Origin of the sequence: Flavobacterium panacis, assembly GCF_024649945.1 — a bacterium.
Taxonomy (GTDB): domain Bacteria; phylum Bacteroidota; class Bacteroidia; order Flavobacteriales; family Flavobacteriaceae; genus Flavobacterium; species Flavobacterium panacis.
Genome location: NZ_JANKMS010000002.1, coordinates 19809 through 42479 on the forward strand (window position 1 = coordinate 19809; position 22671 = coordinate 42479).

22 protein-coding genes are annotated in these 22671 nt (G+C 34.0%); 6 read left to right on the forward strand and 16 right to left on the reverse strand.

Features of this window, described 5'->3' with window-relative positions; all coding sequences use genetic code 11:
* Positions 1 to 139 precede the first annotated feature (139 nt).
* The 4 genes from NQQ59_RS04960 to NQQ59_RS04975 all read left to right on the forward strand — a co-directional run bounded on the left by NQQ59_RS04960 (position 140) and on the right by NQQ59_RS04975 (position 3351).
* Positions 140 to 1768 (forward strand): acyl-CoA carboxylase subunit beta, encoded by a 1629-nt coding sequence (locus tag NQQ59_RS04960; protein ID WP_144214456.1) that lies wholly within the window; start codon positions 140 to 142, stop codon positions 1766 to 1768.
* Between the two features lie 122 nt (positions 1769 to 1890).
* Positions 1891 to 2313, forward strand: a complete 423-nt coding sequence (locus NQQ59_RS04965; RefSeq protein WP_144214458.1) for a DoxX family protein — start codon at positions 1891 to 1893, stop codon at positions 2311 to 2313.
* 109 nt (positions 2314 to 2422) lie between these two features.
* Entirely contained in the window at positions 2423 to 2770 is a 348-nt protein-coding gene (locus tag NQQ59_RS04970; RefSeq protein WP_144214461.1) for a hypothetical protein, read from the forward strand.
* Positions 2771 to 2874: 104 nt separating this feature from the next.
* The gene (locus tag NQQ59_RS04975) at positions 2875 to 3351 is read left to right on the forward strand and encodes a hypothetical protein (RefSeq protein ID WP_144214463.1); all 477 of its coding nucleotides are present in this window, start codon (positions 2875 to 2877) and stop codon (positions 3349 to 3351) included.
* A gap of 267 nt (positions 3352 to 3618) precedes the next feature.
* Here NQQ59_RS04975 and NQQ59_RS04980 read toward each other — a convergent pair whose 3' ends face one another.
* From NQQ59_RS04980 to NQQ59_RS05000, 5 genes are all read right to left on the reverse strand, one after another.
* Entirely contained in the window at positions 3619 to 4995 is a 1377-nt protein-coding gene (locus NQQ59_RS04980; RefSeq protein WP_144214465.1) for a T6SS phospholipase effector Tle1-like catalytic domain-containing protein, read from the reverse strand.
* A 2-nt stretch (positions 4996 to 4997) separates the two neighbouring features.
* Positions 4998 to 6032 carry a DUF2931 family protein gene (locus NQQ59_RS04985; protein WP_186296568.1) on the reverse strand — a complete coding sequence of 345 codons (1035 nt, stop codon included), beginning with the start codon at positions 6030 to 6032 and terminating at the stop codon, positions 4998 to 5000.
* A gap of 207 nt (positions 6033 to 6239) precedes the next feature.
* Positions 6240 to 7274 (reverse strand): DUF2931 family protein, encoded by a 1035-nt coding sequence (locus NQQ59_RS04990; protein ID WP_186296569.1) that lies wholly within the window; start codon positions 7272 to 7274, stop codon positions 6240 to 6242.
* A gap of 109 nt (positions 7275 to 7383) precedes the next feature.
* Positions 7384 to 7560 (reverse strand): hypothetical protein, encoded by a 177-nt coding sequence (locus NQQ59_RS04995; RefSeq protein WP_186296570.1) that lies wholly within the window; start codon positions 7558 to 7560, stop codon positions 7384 to 7386.
* Positions 7561 to 7571: 11 nt separating this feature from the next.
* Positions 7572 to 9419, reverse strand: coding sequence for a phage baseplate assembly protein V (locus tag NQQ59_RS05000; RefSeq protein ID WP_144214471.1), 1848 nt, complete (start codon positions 9417 to 9419; stop codon positions 7572 to 7574).
* A 225-nt stretch (positions 9420 to 9644) separates the two neighbouring features.
* Between NQQ59_RS05000 and hemN the strand changes: the two genes are divergently transcribed.
* Positions 9645 to 11009, forward strand: a complete 1365-nt coding sequence (gene hemN, locus NQQ59_RS05005) for an oxygen-independent coproporphyrinogen III oxidase (RefSeq protein WP_144214473.1) — start codon at positions 9645 to 9647, stop codon at positions 11007 to 11009.
* A gap of 25 nt (positions 11010 to 11034) precedes the next feature.
* Here hemN and NQQ59_RS05010 read toward each other — a convergent pair whose 3' ends face one another.
* The 8 genes from NQQ59_RS05010 to NQQ59_RS05045 all read right to left on the reverse strand — a co-directional run bounded on the left by NQQ59_RS05010 (position 11035) and on the right by NQQ59_RS05045 (position 19652).
* Positions 11035 to 11736 carry a sulfite exporter TauE/SafE family protein gene (locus NQQ59_RS05010; RefSeq protein WP_144214475.1) on the reverse strand — a complete coding sequence of 234 codons (702 nt, stop codon included), beginning with the start codon at positions 11734 to 11736 and terminating at the stop codon, positions 11035 to 11037.
* 5 nt (positions 11737 to 11741) lie between these two features.
* On the reverse strand, positions 11742 to 12191 hold the full coding sequence (locus NQQ59_RS05015) for a FixH family protein (protein ID WP_144214477.1): 450 nt from the start codon (positions 12189 to 12191) through the stop codon (positions 11742 to 11744).
* A gap of 12 nt (positions 12192 to 12203) precedes the next feature.
* Positions 12204 to 13622 (reverse strand): cytochrome c oxidase accessory protein CcoG, encoded by a 1419-nt coding sequence (ccoG, locus tag NQQ59_RS05020; RefSeq protein ID WP_144214479.1) that lies wholly within the window; start codon positions 13620 to 13622, stop codon positions 12204 to 12206.
* A gap of 34 nt (positions 13623 to 13656) precedes the next feature.
* Positions 13657 to 14568 carry a cbb3-type cytochrome c oxidase N-terminal domain-containing protein gene (locus NQQ59_RS05025; RefSeq protein WP_144214481.1) on the reverse strand — a complete coding sequence of 304 codons (912 nt, stop codon included), beginning with the start codon at positions 14566 to 14568 and terminating at the stop codon, positions 13657 to 13659.
* A 2-nt stretch (positions 14569 to 14570) separates the two neighbouring features.
* On the reverse strand, positions 14571 to 14765 hold the full coding sequence (locus NQQ59_RS05030) for a CcoQ/FixQ family Cbb3-type cytochrome c oxidase assembly chaperone (RefSeq protein ID WP_144214483.1): 195 nt from the start codon (positions 14763 to 14765) through the stop codon (positions 14571 to 14573).
* Between the two features lie 7 nt (positions 14766 to 14772).
* The gene (gene ccoN / locus NQQ59_RS05035; protein WP_144214485.1) at positions 14773 to 16956 is read right to left on the reverse strand and encodes a cytochrome-c oxidase, cbb3-type subunit I; all 2184 of its coding nucleotides are present in this window, start codon (positions 16954 to 16956) and stop codon (positions 14773 to 14775) included.
* 2 nt (positions 16957 to 16958) lie between these two features.
* Positions 16959 to 17150 carry a cbb3-type cytochrome oxidase assembly protein CcoS gene (ccoS, locus tag NQQ59_RS05040; RefSeq protein WP_091491194.1) on the reverse strand — a complete coding sequence of 64 codons (192 nt, stop codon included), beginning with the start codon at positions 17148 to 17150 and terminating at the stop codon, positions 16959 to 16961.
* A gap of 114 nt (positions 17151 to 17264) precedes the next feature.
* Positions 17265 to 19652, reverse strand: coding sequence for a heavy metal translocating P-type ATPase (locus NQQ59_RS05045; RefSeq protein WP_144214487.1), 2388 nt, complete (start codon positions 19650 to 19652; stop codon positions 17265 to 17267).
* A 203-nt stretch (positions 19653 to 19855) separates the two neighbouring features.
* Between NQQ59_RS05045 and NQQ59_RS05050 the strand changes: the two genes are divergently transcribed.
* On the forward strand, positions 19856 to 20539 hold the full coding sequence (locus NQQ59_RS05050; protein ID WP_144214489.1) for a Crp/Fnr family transcriptional regulator: 684 nt from the start codon (positions 19856 to 19858) through the stop codon (positions 20537 to 20539).
* On the opposite strand, the gene mazG is transcribed toward NQQ59_RS05050, so the two are convergent.
* The 3 genes from mazG to def form a co-directional block, all read right to left on the reverse strand.
* Positions 20536 to 21306, reverse strand: coding sequence for a nucleoside triphosphate pyrophosphohydrolase (gene mazG / locus NQQ59_RS05055; protein ID WP_144214491.1), 771 nt, complete (start codon positions 21304 to 21306; stop codon positions 20536 to 20538). The genes NQQ59_RS05050 and mazG overlap by 4 nt on opposite strands.
* Before the next feature lie 98 nt (positions 21307 to 21404).
* Entirely contained in the window at positions 21405 to 21893 is a 489-nt protein-coding gene (locus NQQ59_RS05060) for a DUF5606 family protein (RefSeq protein WP_144214493.1), read from the reverse strand.
* Between the two features lie 60 nt (positions 21894 to 21953).
* Complete coding sequence (def, locus tag NQQ59_RS05065; RefSeq protein ID WP_144214495.1) at positions 21954 to 22544, reverse strand: peptide deformylase; 591 nt, start codon at positions 22542 to 22544, stop codon at positions 21954 to 21956.
* Positions 22545 to 22671 lie beyond the last annotated feature (127 nt).

The window sequence follows — 22671 nt, forward strand, 5'->3', positions numbered from 1 at the left end:
ACAAATTAAAGAAAATAATTTCAATTAAAACTTTTAGAAACTAATCTCAAGAGACTAATCATAATATAAAACTACTTTCTTTTATTTCAATTGATTTTGTAAATTAGCCAACACTATTTTATAAAATCAATACTATATCATGGATTTAAACTTCAATAAAAACGAAGATCACAATAAATTACTTCTTTCAGAACTAAAACAAAAATTTGCCAAAGTTAAATTAGGCGGAGGCGAAAAAAGAATCGAAAAACTACATGCCGAAGGTAAAATGACAGCTCGTGAAAGAATTGCTTATTTATTGGATGAAAATTCAAAAAGTATTGAAATTGGTGGTTTTGCTGGTGAGGGAATGTATCCAGAACACGGTGGATGTCCTTCGGGAGGTGTTGTGGTGAAAATTGGCTACATCAAAGGAAAACAATGTATTGTTGTCGCTAATGATGCTACCGTAAAAGCCGGAGCTTGGTTCCCGATTACAGGAAAGAAAAACCTTCGTGCGCAAGAAATTGCGATGGAAAATAGACTTCCGATTATTTATCTTGTAGACAGCGCGGGAGTTTATCTACCAATGCAGGATGAAATTTTCCCAGATAAAGAACATTTCGGACGTATTTTTAGAAACAACGCTCAAATGAGCAGTATGGGAATTACTCAAATTGCTGCCGTTATGGGAAGCTGTGTTGCTGGCGGCGCTTATCTTCCAATTATGAGCGACGAAGCTTTAATCGTTGATAAAACAGGAAGTATTTTCCTTGCTGGAAGTTATTTAGTTAAAGCCGCAATTGGAGAAACTATCGACAATGAAACGTTAGGTGGCGCGACAACACATTGCGAAATTTCAGGCGTTACCGATTATAAAGCAAAAGATGATAAAGATGCTTTAGACAAAATCAAAAATATTGTAGATAAAATTGGTGATTTTGATAAAGCAGGCTACAGCCGAATCAAATCTGAAAAACCAGCTTTAGAACCTAATGACATTTACGGAATTCTTCCAAAAGCCAGAAGCGAACAATATGATATGATGGAAATCATCAAACGTTTGGTCGATAATTCAGAATTTGAAGCTTATAAAGATGGTTACGGACAATCTTTAATTACTGGTTATGCCAGAATGGATGGCTGGGCTGTCGGAATTGTTGCCAATCAAAGAAAAGTAGTAAAAACCAAAAAAGGCGAAATGCAGTTTGGTGGTGTTATTTATTCTGACAGCGCCGATAAAGCCACTCGTTTTATTGCTAATTGTAATCAGAAAAAAATTCCGTTAGTATTTTTGCAAGATGTTACAGGATTTATGGTCGGTTCAAAATCGGAACATGGTGGCATTATTAAAGACGGAGCTAAAATGGTAAATGCTTTGAGTAATTCGGTTGTTCCTAAATTTACGGTTATTGTCGGAAATTCTTATGGCGCAGGAAATTATGCCATGTGTGGAAAAGCGTATGACCCTAGATTAATATTTGCTTGGCCAAGCGCAGAACTTGCCGTAATGGGCGGAACTCAAGCTGCAAAAGTATTGGCACAAATTGAAGCTTCTTCACTTAAAGCGAAAGGAGAAAAAGTAGATGAAGCCAAAGAAACAGAATTATTCAATAAAATAAAAGCACGTTATGATGAGCAGACTTCTCCTTATTATGCTGCAGCCAGAATTTGGACAGATGCCATCATTGATCCTTTAGACACTAGAACATGGATCTCAATGGGAATCGAAGCTGCCAACCACGCTCCTATTCAAAAACCATTTAATTTGGGTGTCATTCAGGTATAACGATTTAGGAATTCTCAACAATACGTTAAATAAAAAGCAAAAAACTTATTTTCAAGGTGTTAAAAATAAATATCTGATCAAAAATTAGTAACTTAGTATATAATTTTTAATCACACAACATCATGGAAAATGTAAAAAGTTTGAATAAATGGGCGAATTCGCACACTTATTTACCAGTGGATTTAGTACGTATTGTTTTGGGTGGATTTTTATTTATGAAAGGCGTCTCGTTTGTCACCAATATTCAATACCTGCATGATTTGATTTCCCCAATTGATAAGTTTGGAGGAGGTATGTTTATGCTGCATTACATTGCTCCTGCTCATATGATTGGTGGTATAATGATTATTTTCGGATTATTGACCCGATGGGCAGTTGCAGCTCAGTTACCTATTCTTTTTGGTGCAGTTCTCGTGAATTTTATGGGAAAAATGCACTCAGAGAGTTTACTTTTAGCCGTAATTGTTCTACTAGTCTGTATCTTCTTCTTATTTTATGGAAGCGGCAAACATTCTGCCGATTATTACTTCAAAATGCAACAATAAACCTTATAAATCCTCAGCTTTTTTTTATAAAAAACTGAGGATTGTTTTTGTTTGTTAATTAATTCTATAAAATTTCATTAATTGTGTTTTATGACTTAAATTCGCCGACATGAATTGGATTCGTAAAACCGTTATTTTTATTGCACTTTTGATTGCAGGTTTGTTTGCTTATCAGGCGGACCAAGCTTCTGTGCATATAACTGAAACGCAAAAAACGGATACTAATTTCTGTAAAGAAACAGGAGATTCTCTAGCTTTTATTCAGCCACAGGGAAACTATCAATTTGCAGCAAACATCAAAACGAATCCTATTGGAATAATAAGATGTTTTGATACGCTTTTACCACTTATTCCACAGCATCAGACCGTTACAACTTCTACAGGATATACTAAACTATTTACAACTCAAAGTAAAAAGGTTTTAGTCATACTCTACGCATTCCATTTTTTCTGGTAAATAAAATTTGATTTCCGATCGAAGATTTATTCTTCTACTCAATTAAAGCCGTTTTCTAACCGAAAACTGGTTTACATCATTTTATTTATTTCATTAAAAACATCATGGAAACTACTACCACAATTATGGGAATTGTGATTTTAATTATTGTCGCAATTCCAGTATATTTTTCTGCACGTTCTTCAAAAGCGAGTAAGACAAGAATTTTAAATATTAAGAAAAGATTCAATCCAAATCATCCGGAAGAGTTTGATTTGACAGAATCTATCAACAATAAGACTTTAACAATTGATCAGAAAAACAATAAGTTCATTTTGATGAATTTCAATCCAAATCAACAAGAATCAATATATGTGGATTTAAATACAATTGCTTCCTGCAAATTAATCCCAACAACAGATGCTGCTTCTGATACTATTATCAAAATTGATTTTGAATTTCAGGAAAAAGGAACATCAAAAAATATAACAATTCCATTCTATGATTTTGATGATGACCGCATTAAACAAATAAGCGTTTATCAAGATCATCAGTTTGCAAAAAAATGGCTTAAAATCATCCAAGATTCTATTTCACGTTAATTATTTAATTCATTTAAAGAGACTCATTTTTTGGGTCTCTTTTTTTTACGAGTTATATGATATTTTCTTTTGAGTACAACAAGCTAGACAAGAAATAAAACAAAACGGATTCCATATTCTATTCTTTCATATTGCATAGCTAATTTTTTATCAACTTATTTTATTTTAAGTATTTTGTATTTTAAAACCTATTTCCCTAATAAGTTGAAATAAAATCGGCTTTCAATAGCTTTGATTAATTCTCACATGCTGGACTTGATCAGGAATTTATAATATTCTTCGCTTCCTGTCTTTCGTTGGTTCCATTCCAATAGAACCATTATCAGCCGACCAATGCAGGTATTTGTTACGAAGTTCTCTTAAATCTTTTTGCTCTTGTAGCTCTTGTTGGTAGGCATTATATCCGTTATCTCCAGCCTTAACTCCTTTATACTTTGCATGAATGTCACCATACCATTTAAAATCGTAAGGTTTTCCATCGCCAAAAACATATTTGCGCAAACGCTTTTTTACCCGCATAAGCAATGCATCCTTAGAAATATTATATTTTTTTATTTCTAACTTTTCTATGTTAAAAGGTACTTTTTGTGTTGCTATGGCCGATTCTGCCATAAAATGCAATGGAATATAGCTGTAAGTATTTTTTAATTCCCTTATGCCTTTAAGTTCGTGCTTAGGACCGAAGAAAGAAATTTTTAACTGATCATCAAGATACCAAGATTCCGCAATTAGCTTTTCTGAAAGTTTATGAAGCACTTCTTTAAAATCTTTCTCAATAATCCCAACCGTTTCAATGCCATTGTTGTAACTACCTCCTATGTCTGAGTGTACGCCTGGAAACACTTTCTCTTTTCCTACCATAGTTTTGGTAAGCGAAAAATTATTACGGTGTTCATCTTTTGCAATAAAATGCATTACAGTATTTGCTTTAGACAAATTATTCAATGGCAACTCAGTTTTGTCATTATCAAAATTAGGTTTTGCACTTGCCAATGCTGAGTAAGATGAAACTGTATCAAAAAGCCCTAAAAAACGAACTTTTATCAGACTAACTTTTATGTTATTTTTTGCTAGATAATATCCCAAATATCCTGCTTTGTTTTTTTGATTGACAGACAGCGGGTATGCTTTTTTACTGATTTCATCTAGAAAAACTCTTGCAGCTGCTGCGCCACGACTAAAACCAAAAGTATCCAAATAGAGTACAGGTACTTCTTTATTCTTGCTTTCTTTTTTGACTGTTATAGCCAGCTTTTCACAACCTTCTTTTACTTTCCCTAAAATACCTGTATCTCCAGTACCAAAACCAGCACCTAATAGTTCATCACTTTTCTCTTTTACTGTACCGATTCCATCAACGTATACCGCTAAATTATCTGGATACGCATCATGAAGTCTTGCTACATTAGACCAAGCATTATAATAACTACTACTTTCATGATCTCTACCATATTTTCTATAAGCCTCCGCTGAAATTTCTTCTTCAGGCGTCAACTTTTCACCCCTTGCCCTCTTGTCATAATATTCCTTGGCCTTGGTGTTGTTTTTATTATTGTTAGTTCCATCAAAAAAAACTCCGATGGTTAAATCTTGTGTTTCATCTTCTTTTTCAGGTGATGTATAATCTCCAAATGCAATACTCATAATCAATTTAATTTACCTGTTCTCGTTACTTTTTCTTTTATCGGATATTGTTTACCTGCTTGTTCAATATACAAATCAGTAACTCGTTCTGACTTATTTTCAATATCAGGATCAATTTTTACGATCATTTCAGTAGGCTTGTTTTTATCAATATGCTCCTTAAACAATTTCCTGATTTCGTTTTTATCAAAATCCATAGGGAATTCATCATATCCGCTTATTTCAAGATACTTTGCCCAATAGTTTTTATCTTGGGTAAAAGCAATCCTGGATACAAACTCTTGTTCTTTTTTGCCGTTTATAACCGACCAGAAAATTTGAAATGCACAAGGGATTGCCCTATGCTTTTGGTCAATTGGTCTGTCGAAAGGGTCCTCAAATTCTCCGTTGGACATCTTAATGTATAATCTGCTGATTTTACTTCCTTCCGGCAATATGACTTTTGGCTTCCATAAGTATTTTTCCCTGTAGGTTTCATAAGCTTCTGCTGGCGGATAACCATTTTGTTTTATATATTCTCTTAAATCTTTAGAAATTGTACCATCATACGTTAGCATATCCTTGGCATAATTTTTTTCAAACATATACTTTTCCTCTTCGGTAATCAGTTTGGGATCTAAAGTCGTCTCATGAGCTTGAAACCTTGCAACTTCAATCTGTTTGTCTGTTCCTGCAACCCAAACCACCACCATTCCTTTTGGACCAAGTCCAATGTTTATACAGTCATATGGTTCTATTTCAGCATCCGATCCTCTTTTAGAATAATAGCCTTCATCAAAAAGCTGCTGTATTTTTTCGACAGGGAGTTTCCATTCTCCCGTATAAAATTTATCGTCTACATAAGACAACCATGTCATATCCAGCCTTTCGGGCACTGGAGCTTTGATATTCGAGTCACTTATACTGCGTCCCCATCCAGCATTACTAAAACCTCCCATCTGACTAAAAAAATAACCACCTGCTGCTCCCGTGTAAACTTCAACTGGATATTCTTTTGGGGCTGAAATATGTGCAGACCATTCGTATTCTTTTTTCATATATGAATTCGCTATTATTATTACTACAGTCATCACTGTTATTATGATGAAACCTAATAAAATGTTATATTTTTTGATACTATTTTTTCTCACCCCTAATTGTTGTTTCTATTATTAATGACTTCATAAAAAAAACTCCTATGATTAAATCATCTGTTTTTGTTACTTTCTTAGGCGGCGTATAATCTCCAAATACTATACTCATAATCAATTTAATTTACCTGAATCTTGACAGACTTGATTCAAATTGTACTTTTGTCCTCCTTGCTCTACATAAAAATCAGTTACCCAACTATTATCTGTTTTCTTAGTCGGATCTATTTTTATAATCATTTCTGTAGGTTTGTTTTTATCAATATGCTCTTTAAACAATTTCCTGATTTCGTTTTTATCAAAATCCATAGAAAATTCATCATATCCGTTTATTTCAAGATACTTTGCCCAATAGTTTTGATCTTGGGTAAAAGCAATCCTGGATACAAACTCTTGTTCTTTTTTGCCGTTTATAACCGACCAGAAAATTTGAAATGCGCAAGGGATTGCCCTATGCTTTTGGTCAATTGGTCTGTCGAAAGGGTCTTCAAATTCTCCGTTGGACATCTTAATGTATAATCTGCTGATTTTACTTCCTTTCGGCAATATGACTTTTGGCTTCCATAAGTATTTTTCCCTATAGCCTTCATAAGCTTCTGCCGGCGGATAACCATTTTGGCTTATGTATTCTCTTAATTCTTGGGATATAACATGATTATTTTCCAGCCTATGCGTACTATAACCCTTCCTGAACATATACTTTTCATCTTCCGTAATCAGTTTAGGATCTAAAGTAGTCTCATGAGCCTGAAATCTTGCGACTTCAACCTGTTTGTCTGTTCCTGCACCCCAAACCACTACCATTCCTTTGGGACCGAGTCCAATGTTTATACAGTTATAAGGTTCTGTTTCAGCATCCGATCCTCTTTTAGAATAATAGCCTTCATCAAAAAGCTGCTGTATTTTTTCGACAGGGAGTTTCCATTCTCCCGTATAAAATTTATCGTCTACATAGGAAAGCCATGTCATATCCAACCTTTCAGGCACTGGAGCTTTGATATCCGAGTCACTTATACTGCGTCCCCATCCAGCATTACTAAAACCTCCCATCTGACTAAAAAAATAACCTCCTACTGCTCCCGTATAAACTTCAACTGGATATTCTTTTGGGGCTGAAATATGTGCAGACCATTCGTATTCTTTTTTCATATATGAATTCGCTATTATTATTACTACAGTCATCACTGTTATTATGATGAAACCTAATAAAATGTTATATTTTTTGATACTATTTTTTCTCACCCCTAATTGTTGTTTATTATTGTTTTTCTTTGCCGTGAGCTATTATTTTTTTCCCAGAAATTAAGTTCAAATCTCCTTTTGTAGCTTCAAAATTCAATTTACTGGCATTCTTTTCAAGTCTACCTCTAACAATCAATTGATAATTTTCTATCACTTTTATTTCAATGTTTTTTGCTCGTTTTGTAATTCCCATAATTTTAAAAATTAAAAAAGATTAGAATTTTCGCTAGTATTAATACGAACCTGTTTACCGCTTTGCAGAGTCATATTTTCTTTATTACTATAGAGACTTGCTTCTGAAGCCACTTCATTTGAAGTATCTGAAATACGACTAAAATCTTTATCAGCCAATTCGGTTCTATTATCTGAGCGCTCCATAATATTTCCCTCTGCATTTATAAAAATGTCATTTCCTACTTCTTGAGTCATATTATTATCCGCAATCATATCAATATCTATCCCTGCTTTTATCGTAATACTTTCGCTCGCCTCAAAAACAATATTTTTAGCGCGTATAGTTACCGTTTCAGGAGAAGTAACATTAATGTTTTTTCCTTCTTCATCAAGCTGAATTTCATTCCCGCTAGGATCAGAAAGCCAGATACCTACTTTTTCAATAAACTTAAATAACATTCCAAATCGAAGTTTCCATCCTTTTATACTGTTGTCCTTTGTAAAAAAATCCGATTTTTCCTTTCTACTCGTCATGGTTCCTATTACAATAGGCAGTTCGGCATTATTGCCCTGAAAATCTACAAAAACAGTATCGCCTATTTCTGGGATAATATGGGAGCCTCTGGCATCGCCTCCATACTGCTGCATTAAGGGAATATAAGGAGTGGTTTCGCCTTTGGCTTCCTGCCAGGGCATCTGCACCTGCACGGCACTGAGTCCGCCAGGATCTGCGTTTGCCTTTACAACAGCAGTCTGGCTCTGGCAGTAGGGCACTAAATCGGGATCTGTTTCTGATGAAAATACAGAATTGTTAAAATTTATGGCTGTAAACTCATTTTCGTAGCCTCCGCCATCATCGCAAATATGCCTGATTCGGGTTACCCTATAAGAGCTTTCCAGCTGCAGATCGACACCGCTTACCGTTACCTTGTTTCCTATAGTAATGCCCGGAACATCGCTGGAAGCGGTAACTTCCATCAGACGGCTTAGCACTGCCCGCATTTTATTTTTTGTGTATTCTTCTGAAACTGTCCTCAAGTGGCCGCCCACAGGGTTCTGGTTGAGCTGCATTACGGTTTCTTTATTAAAGACCTTATTGCCTTTATTTAAGAAATTCTGCTGGAATCCATCGGTTTCTTTTCGGTAGCTTAAGGTCTCGTCTTTTCGGTATTCCCCTTCCCGATTGTCATTTTCTATGGTCTTGAACATGGCGGGAATCAATTTCATGGTGTAGTTAAAATCCTGCATGTTTACCCCATACACCAATTTAGGCTGTCTGCCAACTCCGCCCGGAGTGCCAAAAACTGTAGTGCGTCCGTTATAATAAAACCACTGTCCGTTTCTTTTGGCCAGACGGTTCAAAAAGCTGAAACAGCTTTCGTTATACTGCACCGTATAAGGTAGGCTATCTCTGTAGAATGGCCTCACATCCATATCAATGTCAAAACCTTCTTTTACTTTGTTTACAATATCTGCAAGAGGCATATCGATAAAGGAATTGCACTCGGGACCATTTTCTAAAACTATGGTCGAACTATGGCCTTTTATGACAATGGTTTCTTCCATGTCTTTAATGCGGGATTTCTGCAGCTCGACTTCGGTTACAACACCATAAAACTGCATGGTGTAATCGTTGAGGTCGGCTCCGGCCATAAGGTCTTCAAGTCCGTCTATAGGTTTTATTTCAATGCTTATCTTTTCGCCATAGAGCTGCTGCGAAAAAGGCATAACGCTTCTTAATTCTTCTACCAATAAATCTTGCCTTACCTGAAATGAAAAGCTATGATGATCGTGAATGGTCTGGATTATCTCCAATCCGCTGAAATTTGAAATTCGGATTCCGCCAACTTTAATGGTGGTAACTGTCTGTAATGCCATATTTATAAAGTTTTTTTACTATTACATAGTTGTAAATATATCATTGTAAAAGCCTCAGAATGGTCCATAAAAATCATTTTTACACCATAATAAGGTATTTTAGAACAGAAACAAACAAGAAAAAATGCTCAAATTTGAGCCTCCTTTTTTTGTCTTTTACATGATATTTGTCATTTTATCTCGGTCATTGAAGTTTTAATTTTGATGAAAACTAAATTCGTCGTTATGAAAATTTCTTTGACTCAGAAGTACAATGTCCCAGGTCCTAGATATACTAGCTATCCGACAGTTCCGTATTGGAATGAAGCTGATTTCACATCAGAAAAATGGATCACAACTTTACAAAAATCATTCACAGAAAGTAATTCAAAGAACGGAATCAGTTTATATATTCATCTTCCATTCTGCGAAAGCATGTGTACTTTCTGCGGATGCAATAAACGTATTACCAAAAATCATTCTGTAGAAGAAAAATACATTGACGCTGTTCTTAAAGAGTGGAAAATGTATTGTGATTTACTTCCTGAAAAACTGGTAATCAAAGAAATTCATTTAGGCGGGGGAACTCCAACTTTCTTTTCAAAAGAAAATCTGGAGCATCTTATCAATGGGATTTTCAAAAATGCTGTAAAAGCAGAAAACCATGAATTTAGTTTTGAAGGACACCCTAATAATACTACTTACGAGCAACTTAAAAAATTATATGAACTAGGTTTTCGTCGTGTAAGTTTTGGTGTTCAGGATTATTCGGCTACAGTTCAAAAAGCAATAAACAGAATTCAGCCTTTTCATAATGTTGCCAAAGTGACTTTTTGGGCAAAAGAAATTGGTTATACTTCTATTGGTCATGATATTATTTTTGGCCTTCCTTTTCAAACCATCGAAGACGTCATTGATACAGTCGAAAAAACAAACTCATTAAAACCAGATCGTTTAGCTTTTTATAGTTATGCACATGTTCCCTGGATAAAAGGAAACGGACAAAGAGGTTTTAATGATGAAAATCTTCCAAAAGATGCTGAAAAAAGAAAATTATACGAAACAGGTAAAAAAATGCTGATTCAGAATGGTTACCATGAAATTGGTATGGATCATTTTGCCTTAGCAGACGACAGTTTGTACAAAGCTGCTCATAACGGTAAACTGCACAGAAACTTTATGGGTTACAGTGCTTCTAAAACACAGGTTATGATTGGTTTGGGAGTTTCTTCCATTAGTGACAGCTGGTATAGTTTTGCTCAAAATACTAAAAATCTGGAAGAATATTATGAGATTTTAGAATCTAATGAGCTTCCTGTTGTTAAAGGTCATATTTTGAATGATGAAGACTTAATCATCAGAAAACACATTTTAAATTTAACCTGCGAGTTGGAAACTTCATGGACTGCAGAATCTTTAAATTTTGCTGAACTTCCTGAAGTTTTAATTGCTTTAAATGAAATCGAAAATGATCATTTGATTGTGATTGAAAATAACAAAATCAAGATTACAGAAGAAGGAAGACCTTTTGTACGCAACATTTGTATGGCTTTCGATTTACATCTAAAAAGAAAGTCACCGGAAACAAATCTGTTTTCGATGACTGTATAAAATCTTTTAAAATATATTTTATTTTTTAATGGCAGTTTGGAGTTTGTTGCACAAATAAACTCATATTGGAAGGAGAAATATAAGGAATTCCTAATCCTAATCCGCGAAGGATAAATAAAACTCCAATTATTACCGCTACATAAGGGATTGCCTTTTGAATTTTATTTCGAAATGGCAATTTCAATAGCGTATTGACATACACTACAACTGTCATTAACGGAATAGTTCCAATTCCGAATAAAAGCATATACAAAACGCCATAACCAGCACTTTGCATCGCAATTGCTCCAAATAAAGCAACATAAACCATTCCGCAAGGAAGAAAACCATTTAAAAGACCAATTGTAAAAAGAGATTTGTAACTCTTGTTTTTAAACTGGCTTCCAAGGTTTGATTTTATTTTTGAAATGATTTTGTAAACAGGTTTAGAAAAATTGTACTGAGCAAATTTCTTTTCCGGAATCAAAACCACAATAATCATGATTATACCAATAATTATTGACATTTTTTGCTGTAATCCAGCCAGAAAAAAACCTCTTCCTAATAAACCAAAAATCAATCCGATCGTACCATAAGCAGTCAATCGACCGAAATGATAGGTCATAATCTGCGTTACCCTTTTGGCTTCATTTTGCCTGTTTACTGGAAGCATCATGGCAATGGGTCCGCACATTCCAACGCAATGCAGACTACTAATTAAACCTAAAAAGAAAGCTGAGAATAACATGGTGTTTAGTTTACGTAAATAACTTCTTTAGTGAGGTATTTTTTGCCTTCATATTGCCATTCCATATTCACATCCCAACGTCCTTTTACTAATTTTTTCTGCGGAATAATAATTTCTGAATTGGTTAAAGCAATCTGAGTATTGAAATCAAATTTCTTGTTTGAAGGTCTGTACAATTGAATATTTCCTTTTACTTTATCACTTTCAAATCCTGCAGGAAAAATTACTGCTACACCATTTTCCGTATACTTGATTGAAGGTTTATGCTGTAAATCGTGAGCATTCTGAATTCGAGCCATTTCTTCCTGAAAGTGCGTATCGTGTTTGTAATATTCTTCTACAACCAAATCATTATCGTATTTAGAGTTTGATTGCACTTCAAAAACAAAGTATAAAATAAATGTCATAAACAATCCAAATGCAATGACTATTCCTGTTCCCCAATTAATTTTCATGATAATTATATTTTAATTAAAACTTCGTGGTCCTAAGAAATTTGTAGTTGTTGTTTCCAGGAGTTCAGAACCGTTATAAACTCCGATTTTTACTTTTGTTTTATCACTTTCCAATAAAACTTCATCTATTTCGATAAATAGTGTTCCTTGAGAAATTCCTTCTTTTACAACTTTAAAATGTCTTTTTCCAACATTTTTAATTTCTCCTTTTTGATCGATCAATTCGAAATGAATATCGTTGTAATCTTTCATCGTTTTGTTTACAATTTTATAGGTGTAAACATTACTGATTTTTTCTCCGTTATGCTGAAACAACTGACCAGGTAAACGCAAAATAACAGCCTGAAGATCAGTTCTCAAAAACAGCATTCCAACAAAAATACTCAATAAAATAAAGAGAACAGCCGAATATCCTTTCATTCTTGCCGTGAACTTAAAAGGTTCTTTTTTCGCAATTTCATCTTCAGAAGCATAACGAATCAAACCTTTTGGCAAACCTACCGATTCCATGATATGATCACATTCGTCGATACAAGCTGTACAATTTGTACATTCTAATTGCGTTCCGTTTCTAATATCAATTCCCATTGGACAGACGTGTACACATTGAAGACAATCTATACAATCTCCTTTTCCAGTTAAAGCACGATCTTCTTTTTTATTGAATTTAGCACGTCCTTCTTCTTTTTCACCACGAACAAAATCGTACGCAACATTGATTGATTTGTTATCTAAAAGAACACCTTGTAATCTTCCGTAAGGGCAGGCAATAATACAAACTTGTTCACGAAACCATACAAAAACAAAGTAGAAAACACCTGTAAAAATAAGTAGTGCAATAAAATTACTAGCTTGTGCAATTGGACCTTGTTCAATCATTAAGAACAAAGAATCACTTCCAACCAAATAAGCCAGAAAAACATTGGCAATAAGAAAAGAAATTAAAAAGAAAATAGTCCATTTGGTTAGTCTTTTTCTAATTTTTTCAGCATTCCATTCTTGTCTTGCTAAACGAGATTGCGCTCCGCGGTCTCCATCAATCCAATATTCAATTCGACGGAAAACCATTTCAAGAAAAATAGTCTGCGGACAAATCCAGCCGCAAAATATTCGTCCAAAAACAACTGTAAACAAGAGTATAAATACAACTCCAATAAGCATTGAAATTACAAAGAGATAAAAATCCTGTGGCCAAAAAGGGAATCCAAAAATATTAAATCGACGTTCTAAAATATTGAACATCATAAATTGGTTTCCATTTATTTTGATAAACGGATTTATAAATAAGATTGCCAATAAAACATAACTGACAATTTTGCGGTAATCGTAAAATTTACCAGACGGTTTTTTGGGAAAAATAAATTTCCGTTTACCACCTTCATCTATCGTTCCAATGGTATCTCTAAAAGCTTCGTCTGGTAAATTTGACATGGTATTCTATTTTATTTTTTTAACTTTTGTGGTATTATTTTGCTGGGGCAGCATCAGTTGCAGGAGCACTTTCATCTACCCAAACTTCACCTTCTGCTTCTTTTGGATCTTTTGGATTACTTCCTTGTAAAGACAGAATATAACTAGCAACTTTTTGTATTTCTTTTGGTTTTAGGGTTCCTTTCCAAGCAATCATCCCTTTACCATCTCTACCTCCATTTGTAATGGTATGGAATATCTCTTTAATTCCTCCTCCTAAAATCCATTTATTATCAGTAAGGTTTGGTCCAATCTGTCCTCCCGCATCGGCACGGTGACAAGCTGCACAATTGGTTGTAAAGATTGTTTTACCTTCATCTAAACTTGGTGCATCTGTTAGTAAAACAACTGTTTTTTCATCCATTAAATCTGGTGCTGTTTTCATGTATTCTGCAACATCAATTTTTGCCTGAGCCAATTCTTTTTTCAACTCCATTTCTTGATCATCTGCGCCTAAAACATCGTAACGAACTACATAGATAACTCCGAAAATGATACAGATGTAGAATAAATACACCCACCATGGTGGTAAATTATTATCCAACTCTTTGATTCCGTCATAATCATGATCCATCAACAACTCACCTTCTTTTTCAATTGGCGCAGTTTGAGTCAATTTATGCATTAGGTTTTTAAACCAGGTACTTTCTTTGAAGCTTAAACTTTCTTCAAGTGCTTTTTGCGCTTTTTCTTCTGGTGATAATAATTCATGCATTACACGATTAACAGCACTAAGCGTAATTTCAATTGCAATAAGTATAAAAAGAAAGACAAACAAGAAAAGCGATATCATTGGATATTTTATGAAAGCCGGCTTATCGCCTGAGTCTACAAAATATTCCATCAAAGCGAATACAGTAAAAAATATCACTGGTACCCTAACATATACTGGGAAAAACTTTTTCATTTTTATTTGTCTTTTGAAGTTATAATAAGTCCTTCATCTAAAGGTATACTACTCATTTCCTGAATTTTTTCTTTTCTGTAAGAGAACACCCAAAAGCCTAATCCTACAAAGAATAAAAAGAAAATCAAGAGGGAAAGAATCGGGTAAATTTCTATACCCGATATGGTTTCCATATTGTGTTTTATTTGTTCAAACATAATGCTGTTATTTAGTTTCTTTTACTTTAATATCAGTACCAAGTCTTTGAATATAAGCAATCAGCGCCACGATTTCTCTTTCATTCATCGGAATGAATTTCTCTCCTTTTGCTGCAGCTTTTTTACGACTGTCTTCATAACTTTTCACAAAGTCAGGATCACTTTCTAAACTTTTTTCGATCTTAACCGCTTGTTCTCTTAAAGTTCTTTGTGCATTAGCAACATCTTCTGGAGAATATGGCACACCTAATGAAATCATTGCCTGCATTTTTTTCTGTGTCAATGAAATATCCATCGGTTTGTTATCGAACAACCATTTGTAACCTGGCATAATTGATCCCGCAGATGTACTTTGTGGATTCCACATGTGGTTAAAATGCCAGTTATCATTATACTTACCTCCAACTCTTAACAAATCAGGTCCTGTACGTTTTGATCCCCACAAGAATGGATGATCGTAAACAAACTCCCCTGCTTTCGCCTGAACTCCGTAACGTTCAACCTCACTTCTAAATGGACGAACTGATTGAGAGTGACAACCAACACATCCTTCTCTAATGTATAAATCACGTCCTTCTAATTCTAATGGCGTATATGGTTTTACGCTTGAAATTGTTGGAATATTTGATTTTACCATAATTGTTGGTACAATCTGAATAATACCTCCAATTAAGATTGCGATTGTAGCCAAAATGGTTAACTGAATTGGTTTTCTTTCTAACCAAGAGTGGAATTTTTCTCCTCTTACTCTTCCACTGCTTATTCTTTGTAAAGCAGGTGCTTGAGCCAATTCATCTTCTACTGGTGCACCAGCTCTAACTGTCATTATAATATTATACACTAATGTCAGCATCCCAATTAAATACAGAGATCCACCGATGGCTCTCATCCAGTACATTGGCATAATAGCTGTTACTGTTTCTAGGAAGTTACCATAAGTTAACGTTCCGTCTGGGTTAAATTGTTTCCACATAGAAGCTTGTTGAAAACCAGCTACATATAAAGGAATTGTATATACGATAATACCTAAAGTTCCAATCCAGAAATGGAAGTTTGCCAATTTCTTAGAGAATAATTCTGATTTTGTCATTCTTGGAATTAACCAATAAATAATACCAAATGACATGAAACCATTCCAAGCTAAAGCTCCAACGTGCACGTGTGCTACGATCCAGTCCGTATAGTGCGCGATAGCATTTACATTTTTAAGAGATAGCATTGGCCCTTCAAAAGTTGCCATACCATAACCTGTAATTGCCACTACGAAGAATTTTAAAACTGGTTCTTCACGAACTTTATCCCAAGCTCCTCTTAATGTTAGAAGACCGTTGATCATACCTCCCCAAGATGGAGCAATTAACATTACCGAAAACGCAACTCCTAAATTCTGAGCCCAGTTTGGTAAAGCAGAATACAATAAGTGGTGTGGTCCTGCCCAGATATAGATAAAAATTAATGACCAGAAGTGAATAATAGATAATCTATAAGAGTAAACAGGTCTGTTTGCAATTTTAGGAACGAAATAGTACATTAATCCTAAGAACGGAGTTGTCAAGAAAAATGCCACTGCATTGTGTCCGTACCACCATTGTACCAACGCATCCTGAACACCTGCGTAAACAGAATAACTTTTTAAAGCTGAAACCGGAATTTCAATATTGTTAAAGATATGTAGTACCGCTACTGTAACAAATGTTGCAAGATAAAACCAGATTGCAACATACAAGTGACGCTCTCTACGACGCAGCATGGTTCCAATCATATTGATTCCCATAACTACCCAAATCAAGGCGATTGCAATGTCAATTGGCCACTCTAGTTCTGCATATTCTTTAGAAGAAGTATAACCTAACGGAAGTGTAATCGCTGCTGCAACAATAATTAACTGCCATCCCCAGAAATGAAGATTACTTAAAAAATCACTAAACATTCTGGCTTTTAGCAATCTTTGCAGCGAGTAGTACATACCGGCAAAAAAGGCATTACCTACAAAGGCAAAAATAACTGCATTGGTGTGTAATGGTCTTAAACGGCCGTAACTAAGCCACGAGATCCCATCTGTCATGTTGGGAAAAAGGTACATTACCGCAAGGGTAAGCCCCACTAACATACCCACAACTCCAAAGAGTATTGTGGCGTAAATGAATTTTTTTACAATTTTGTTGTCGTAATAAAACTGTTCCATTTCCATAATTATACTTGTTTTTCTTCGATTGGTGAATTATTATTTTGGGAAATAATTTTGGTCTCATCGTCAAAAAGAATTCTGACTGAAGGTGTATAATCGTCGTCGTACTGGCCAGATTTGACAGCAATAATGAAAGCAATAAAGAAACAAATTGCTACGAAAATACTTACTGAAATTAAAAGATAAATAACACTCATACCGTAAATTTATGTTAACAAAATTACTAGGTGATTGGCGTTTAAAATATGATAATTATCATGCTCAGAGAAGAATAATAAAAATAAAAAAAATATCTTTTGAATTATTTAAAATTAATCTAAATTACTCTTACTGAAATAGTTAGACATAATCGTTACAAAACTTACTATCGTAATTGTACTCAATGGCATAATGATCGCAGCAACCAACGGAAGGAGGTTTCCTGTAACAGCAAATGCTAGTCCAACAACGTTGTAGAGCAACGATAAAGTAAAACTCATCTTGATAATAGAAATTGCCTTATGAGAAAGCTTTAAAAAGTAATTCAAGCGTGAAAATTCAGAAGCATCTAAAATAGCATCACAAGCTGGAGAAAAGACATTAACATTCTCAGAAATCGAAATCCCGACATTGCTTTGTGCTAATGCTCCAGCATCGTTTAAACCATCTCCAACCATCATCACATTTTTACCTCTTTCCTGAAGTTTCTTAATATACTCAAGCTTTTGTTCAGGTTTTTGATTGAATATTAATTCTGTATTTTCAGGTAAAATAGCTTCTAAATTTGTCCTTTCTCCATCATTATCCCCAGAGAGCACTTTGATTTCGTACTCTTTACTCAGTGTCAAAAAAAGATTCTCTAAGCCTTCCCTATATTGATTCTGAAAAGTATATTTTCCAAAGTAAACCCCATCTATTTTAATATGTAAAGCAGTTTTTTCAATTTCAGAACCATCTGCGACTATATTATCTACAAATTGTCCAGAACCAATTCTAATTTCTTCACCTTCAATAACTGCTAAAATCCCTTTTCCCGTAATTTCCTGAAAATCTTCAACATTAAGGCGTTTGGTTTCTGGAAGAAAATCATAGAGCATTCTACTTAAAGGATGGTTTGATCCTCTCAAAACATTTTTAACCAATATGATATCAAAATCAGAAAGAGCATTTCCTTCATACTGTATATTCGATTTTTTATTCGTTGTAATTGTTCCTGTTTTATCAAAAACAATCGTATCTACTTTTGCGAGCTGTTCTATTACAATAGCGTTTTTTAAGTAAAATTTCTTTTTCCCTAGAATTCTCAAAATATTACCAAAAGTAAATGGAGCTGTAAGTGCCAAAGCACAAGGACAAGCTACAATTAAAACTGCTGTAAAAACATTAAAAGCAATATTGGCATCTATAGAAATCCAATAACCAAAACCAGCAAATGCAATTAGCATTAATATGGGGGTAAAATAACGGCTTATTGCATCTGTTATGGTTTTGTGTTTTTGATCTACTTTTTTCTGAAAAATTTCGTTGCTCCACAATTGCGTTAGATAACTTTGAGAAACAGAATGTAAAACTTCCATTTCAATAACTTTTCCTATTTGTTTTCCTCCAGCAAACACTTTATCACCAGATTTTTTAGTGATAGGAACTGCTTCACCCGTTACAAAACTATAATCGATTTCGGCACTCTCGCTGATTAAAATTCCATCAACTGGAATAAGTTCTTGGTTTCTAATCAATAAACGATCGCCTTTTACAACATCGTAAATAGCAACATTATCTTCTGAAGTATCTTTATTGATTTTGGTAACTGCAATTGGAAAATACGATTTAAAATCTCTTTCGAAACTTAAAAAACTATAGGTTTTAATTTGAAACATCTTACCAAGGAGCATAAAGAATACTAAACTTGCCAAACTATCAAAAAAACCAGGTCCGTGATCCATTAGCATATCATACGAACTACGAATAAACATTACAATAATTCCTAAAGCAATTGGAATATCGATATTTAACATTCTCGTTCTAATGCTATGATAAGCAGAAACATAATATCCGCTTGCTGAATATAAGAAACTTGGCAATGCCAAAAGGAAAATCAACAATCTGAAAAAGGGTTTGTAACTGTCCAGCCAGAATTCTTTCATTTCAAAATATTCCGGAAATGAAAGCAACATTATATTTCCAAAACAAAAAAAGGCAACACCAAGTTTGTATGTAAGACTTCTGTCTACTTTTGTTTTTCCTGTTTCATAATTTTCTAAGCTGATGTACGGTTCATAACCAATAGAACTTAGCAAATAAACAATTTCTTTTAAAGAAACAGTATCCGAATTAAAAGTTATTCGAACTTTCTTTTCATGAAAATTAACTTGTGAAATGCTGATTCCTGGTTGAAGACGATTTAAATTCTCCAAAATCCAAATACATGAACTGCAGTGAATGTGCGGAATACTTAAAGAAACGATTGCTGTATTTCCTTCCTGAAATTCTAAAACTTTAGAAAGTATCGCTTCGTTCTCTAAAAAATCATATTTTCCTTTGATGTCTTGCGGAGTGGCACCGGGCGACTTTTCAAAATCATAATAAGAGGTTAAGTCGTTAACGCTGAAAATTTCGTAAACCGTTTTACAGCCTGTACAACAAAACTTCTTATCATCAAACTCAATTTCTTCATTTTGTTCAATAGATAAACCACAATGAAAACAACTTTGCTCCCTCATAAACTTGTTTTTATTTGTCGCAAATTTCCAATTAAAGCACAATTATTAAGATGATAATTGTCATGTTCTATTGAAATTGAGTTCTAAATTTAATAAAATTTAAACTGTCAAATTAATGTAAATTCTTATTTATAATAATTTTACCATCTAATAATGCCGAAAAGTCTTAAATATGCTTAATTTTGCACCAAACAACTATTGTCATGAATAAATGTGATCAATGCATTGTACGCCAGCTAAGCTCATTAAAAGCCCTTAACAAAGAAGAAGTTATAAAATTAGCCAGCAGCAAAACCACTTACAAAATTAAAAAAGGTGAAGCCATTTTTGAAGAAGGCGAAGTAACCAATGGTGTTTTTTGTGTAAAAGATGGTGTTGGTAAACTTTCAAAATTGAGTGCAAACGGAAAAGACCAGATCGTAAAACTGGTAAAATCTGGAGAACTTCTCGGACAACGTTCTATGATTAGCAACGAGCCTGCAAACTTAACAGCAAAGGCTATTGCAGACATGGAAGTTTGTTTTATTCCTAAAACAGAAATCATTAATTTCTTTAACACCAACAATCAGTTTTCATTAAACATGATGCAGTCTGTTTGCGAAGATTTGAAAGAGTCTGAAAATGAAAAGATTGCTTTGGTTCAGAAAACGGTTAAACAAAGACTAGCAGAAACTCTACTTCAATTGCATGAAGCTTTTGGAGAAGATACCGACAAAACGCTTAAAGTTCAACTAACCAGAGAAGAACTTGCCGGAATTATTGGTACTGCAACAGAAAGCTGTATCCGTTTATTATCTGATTTTAATAAATTAGGATTAATCGAATTAGTTGGTAAAAAAATTATGCTTAAAGACGTTCGAGCTTTAAAGAAATTAGCCGATAACTAGAGTTTTTTAGCCTCGTTCCAGAAAACATCCATTTCTGTAAGTGTCATATCCATTAACGGTTTACCCAATTCGTTTGCTTTACTTTCAAGGTATTGAAAGCGTTTAATGAATTTTTTATTGGTTCTTTCTAAAGCATCTTCTGGATTTACATTTAAAAATCTCGCGTAGTTAATCATAGAAAACAAAACATCTCCGAATTCATCTTCGATTTTGTCCTGATTTCCAGATTGTACTTCGTCTTGTAATTCTTGTAATTCTTCTTGTACTTTATCCCAAACTTGATGAGGTTCTTCCCAGTCAAAACCTACGCCTTTTACTTTATCCTGAATTCTGCTTGCTTTAACTAATGCAGGAAGACTTCTCGGAACGCCTTCTAAAACAGACTTTTTACCTTCTTTCAGTTTTAGTTTTTCCCAGTTTTGTTTGACTTCCTCTTCGTTTTCCACTTTTACATCTCCATAAATATGAGGATGACGGTGAATTAGTTTTTCACAGATTTCATTACAAACATCGGCAATATCAAAATCGTTAGTCTCGCTTCCTATTTTAGCATAAAAAACGATATGCAAAAGCAAATCTCCCACTTCTTTTTTAACTTCATTTAAATCGTTATCCAGAATAGCATCACCCAATTCATACGTTTCTTCGATTGTTAAATGTCTCAAGGTCTGTAGGGTTTGTTTTTTATCCCACGGACATTGTTCACGAAGTTCATCCATGATATTTAATAATCTTTCAAATGCTTTTAACTGGTTTTCTCTATTCATTTTAAAGTTCTTTAAATTTAAACTCGATCCTGTAAAATTAAAAAATCCTGTCAAGAAAACATCTTAACAGGATATTATATATTTAAAAAGAAATGTTTTTATTCTTCTTCTTTTTTAGCTTTTGCTTTTTTTGCAGCTGGAGCTTTTTTAGGTTTTTCAGCAACAACTGGAGCTTCTTCTTTTGGTTCTTCAACAGCAGGAGCTAAATCAGTAACTAAACCTTTTGCTTGAAGTGTGTTGTACCAGTTTAATACTTTTTTAATATCAGATGGATAAACTCTTTCTTCATCATAATCTGGAAGAATTTGTTTGAAATAAGCTGCTAAAGTAGCATTGTCTTCTTTATGAGAAATAGCCTGACCTTTGTTTTCTTTAACGGCAATTTGCTGCATTACTTCAGTTAATGGTTTTTCACCTTCATAAGTGTAAATCGAAATTTCAGACAATAAACTTACATTGCTTTTTAGATTTACAGTAATCTTCTTCCCATCAATTAATGATTCTGCCACAAAACCTGTACGAGTTTGTACTTTTAATTCGTATAAACCTGGTTTTCCTGAAATGGCTAAAATTTTCGTTAAATTCATTTTTATTAAAATTAGTATTAAGAATTTGCTTTATTTTTTGTTTCTAAATCATTAGAAATTTTATCTTCCCTTTTTTGCTGCAAAAAACTTCATTCTATACTCCTGAAACGTTTTTCCTTCAGTAATATTTTTCAGTTTCTTTTGGATCAATCGTTTTTTAAGAGACGAAATTTTATCTGTAAATAAAATTCCCTCAATATGATCGTACTCGTGCTGAATAACTCTCGCTATCAATCCGTCGAATACTTCTGTTTTCATTACAAAATCCTCTTCACAATACTCGATTGTAACCGTTGGTTTTCTGTAAACATCTTCACGCACATCTGGAATACTCAAACATCCTTCATTAAAACCCCACTCTTCTCCTTCTTCTTTTACAATCTTAGCATTAATGAAAGTCTTTTTAAAACCTTTCAAATCTTTTTGTTCATCTGAAGGCAAGTCTTCATCATCACTAAAAGGTGTTGTATCAATAACAAACAAACGAATTGGTAGTCCAACCTGCGGTGCGGCAAGTCCAACTCCGTACGCATTATACATAGTCTCGTACATATTTGCGATCGTTTCTTTTAGGTTTGGATATTCTGGCGTAACGTCCTGCCCTACTTTTCTTAAAACAGGATCACCGTATCCTACAATTGGTAAAATCATTTGTTTTTATTTTTGTTTTTATGTGCTGCAAAAACAGAATTAAAGTTCTGATATTTCAGCTGGCAAAAATAGTAAAAAATAGTCAATGAATAATTCGAATACTATTTTATTTCCCCGATGCCAAAAA

What these genes read in the sequence shown, in the direction of transcription:
- NQQ59_RS04960 (WP_144214456.1), top strand. Translation starts at nt 140, where the DNA reads ATGGATTTAAACTTCAATAAAAACGAAGATCACAATAAATTACTTCTT.
- NQQ59_RS04965 (WP_144214458.1), top strand. Translation starts at nt 1,891, where the DNA reads ATGGAAAATGTAAAAAGTTTGAATAAATGGGCGAATTCGCACACTTAT.
- NQQ59_RS04970 (WP_144214461.1), top strand. Translation starts at nt 2,423, where the DNA reads ATGAATTGGATTCGTAAAACCGTTATTTTTATTGCACTTTTGATTGCA.
- NQQ59_RS04975 (WP_144214463.1), top strand. Translation starts at nt 2,875, where the DNA reads ATGGAAACTACTACCACAATTATGGGAATTGTGATTTTAATTATTGTC.
- NQQ59_RS04980 (WP_144214465.1), bottom strand. Translation starts at nt 4,995, where the DNA reads ATGAGTATTGCATTTGGAGATTATACATCACCTGAAAAAGAAGATGAA.
- NQQ59_RS04985 (WP_186296568.1), bottom strand. Translation starts at nt 6,032, where the DNA reads ATGAAAAAAGAATACGAATGGTCTGCACATATTTCAGCCCCAAAAGAA.
- NQQ59_RS04990 (WP_186296569.1), bottom strand. Translation starts at nt 7,274, where the DNA reads ATGAAAAAAGAATACGAATGGTCTGCACATATTTCAGCCCCAAAAGAA.
- NQQ59_RS04995 (WP_186296570.1), bottom strand. Translation starts at nt 7,560, where the DNA reads ATGGGAATTACAAAACGAGCAAAAAACATTGAAATAAAAGTGATAGAA.
- NQQ59_RS05000 (WP_144214471.1), bottom strand. Translation starts at nt 9,419, where the DNA reads ATGGCATTACAGACAGTTACCACCATTAAAGTTGGCGGAATCCGAATT.
- hemN (WP_144214473.1), top strand. Translation starts at nt 9,645, where the DNA reads ATGAAAATTTCTTTGACTCAGAAGTACAATGTCCCAGGTCCTAGATAT.
- NQQ59_RS05010 (WP_144214475.1), bottom strand. Translation starts at nt 11,736, where the DNA reads ATGTTATTCTCAGCTTTCTTTTTAGGTTTAATTAGTAGTCTGCATTGC.
- NQQ59_RS05015 (WP_144214477.1), bottom strand. Translation starts at nt 12,191, where the DNA reads ATGAAAATTAATTGGGGAACAGGAATAGTCATTGCATTTGGATTGTTT.
- ccoG (WP_144214479.1), bottom strand. Translation starts at nt 13,622, where the DNA reads ATGTCAAATTTACCAGACGAAGCTTTTAGAGATACCATTGGAACGATA.
- NQQ59_RS05025 (WP_144214481.1), bottom strand. Translation starts at nt 14,568, where the DNA reads ATGAAAAAGTTTTTCCCAGTATATGTTAGGGTACCAGTGATATTTTTT.
- NQQ59_RS05030 (WP_144214483.1), bottom strand. Translation starts at nt 14,765, where the DNA reads ATGTTTGAACAAATAAAACACAATATGGAAACCATATCGGGTATAGAA.
- ccoN (WP_144214485.1), bottom strand. Translation starts at nt 16,956, where the DNA reads ATGGAAATGGAACAGTTTTATTACGACAACAAAATTGTAAAAAAATTC.
- ccoS (WP_091491194.1), bottom strand. Translation starts at nt 17,150, where the DNA reads ATGAGTGTTATTTATCTTTTAATTTCAGTAAGTATTTTCGTAGCAATT.
- NQQ59_RS05045 (WP_144214487.1), bottom strand. Translation starts at nt 19,652, where the DNA reads ATGAGGGAGCAAAGTTGTTTTCATTGTGGTTTATCTATTGAACAAAAT.
- NQQ59_RS05050 (WP_144214489.1), top strand. Translation starts at nt 19,856, where the DNA reads ATGAATAAATGTGATCAATGCATTGTACGCCAGCTAAGCTCATTAAAA.
- mazG (WP_144214491.1), bottom strand. Translation starts at nt 21,306, where the DNA reads ATGAATAGAGAAAACCAGTTAAAAGCATTTGAAAGATTATTAAATATC.
- NQQ59_RS05060 (WP_144214493.1), bottom strand. Translation starts at nt 21,893, where the DNA reads ATGAATTTAACGAAAATTTTAGCCATTTCAGGAAAACCAGGTTTATAC.
- def (WP_144214495.1), bottom strand. Translation starts at nt 22,544, where the DNA reads ATGATTTTACCAATTGTAGGATACGGTGATCCTGTTTTAAGAAAAGTA.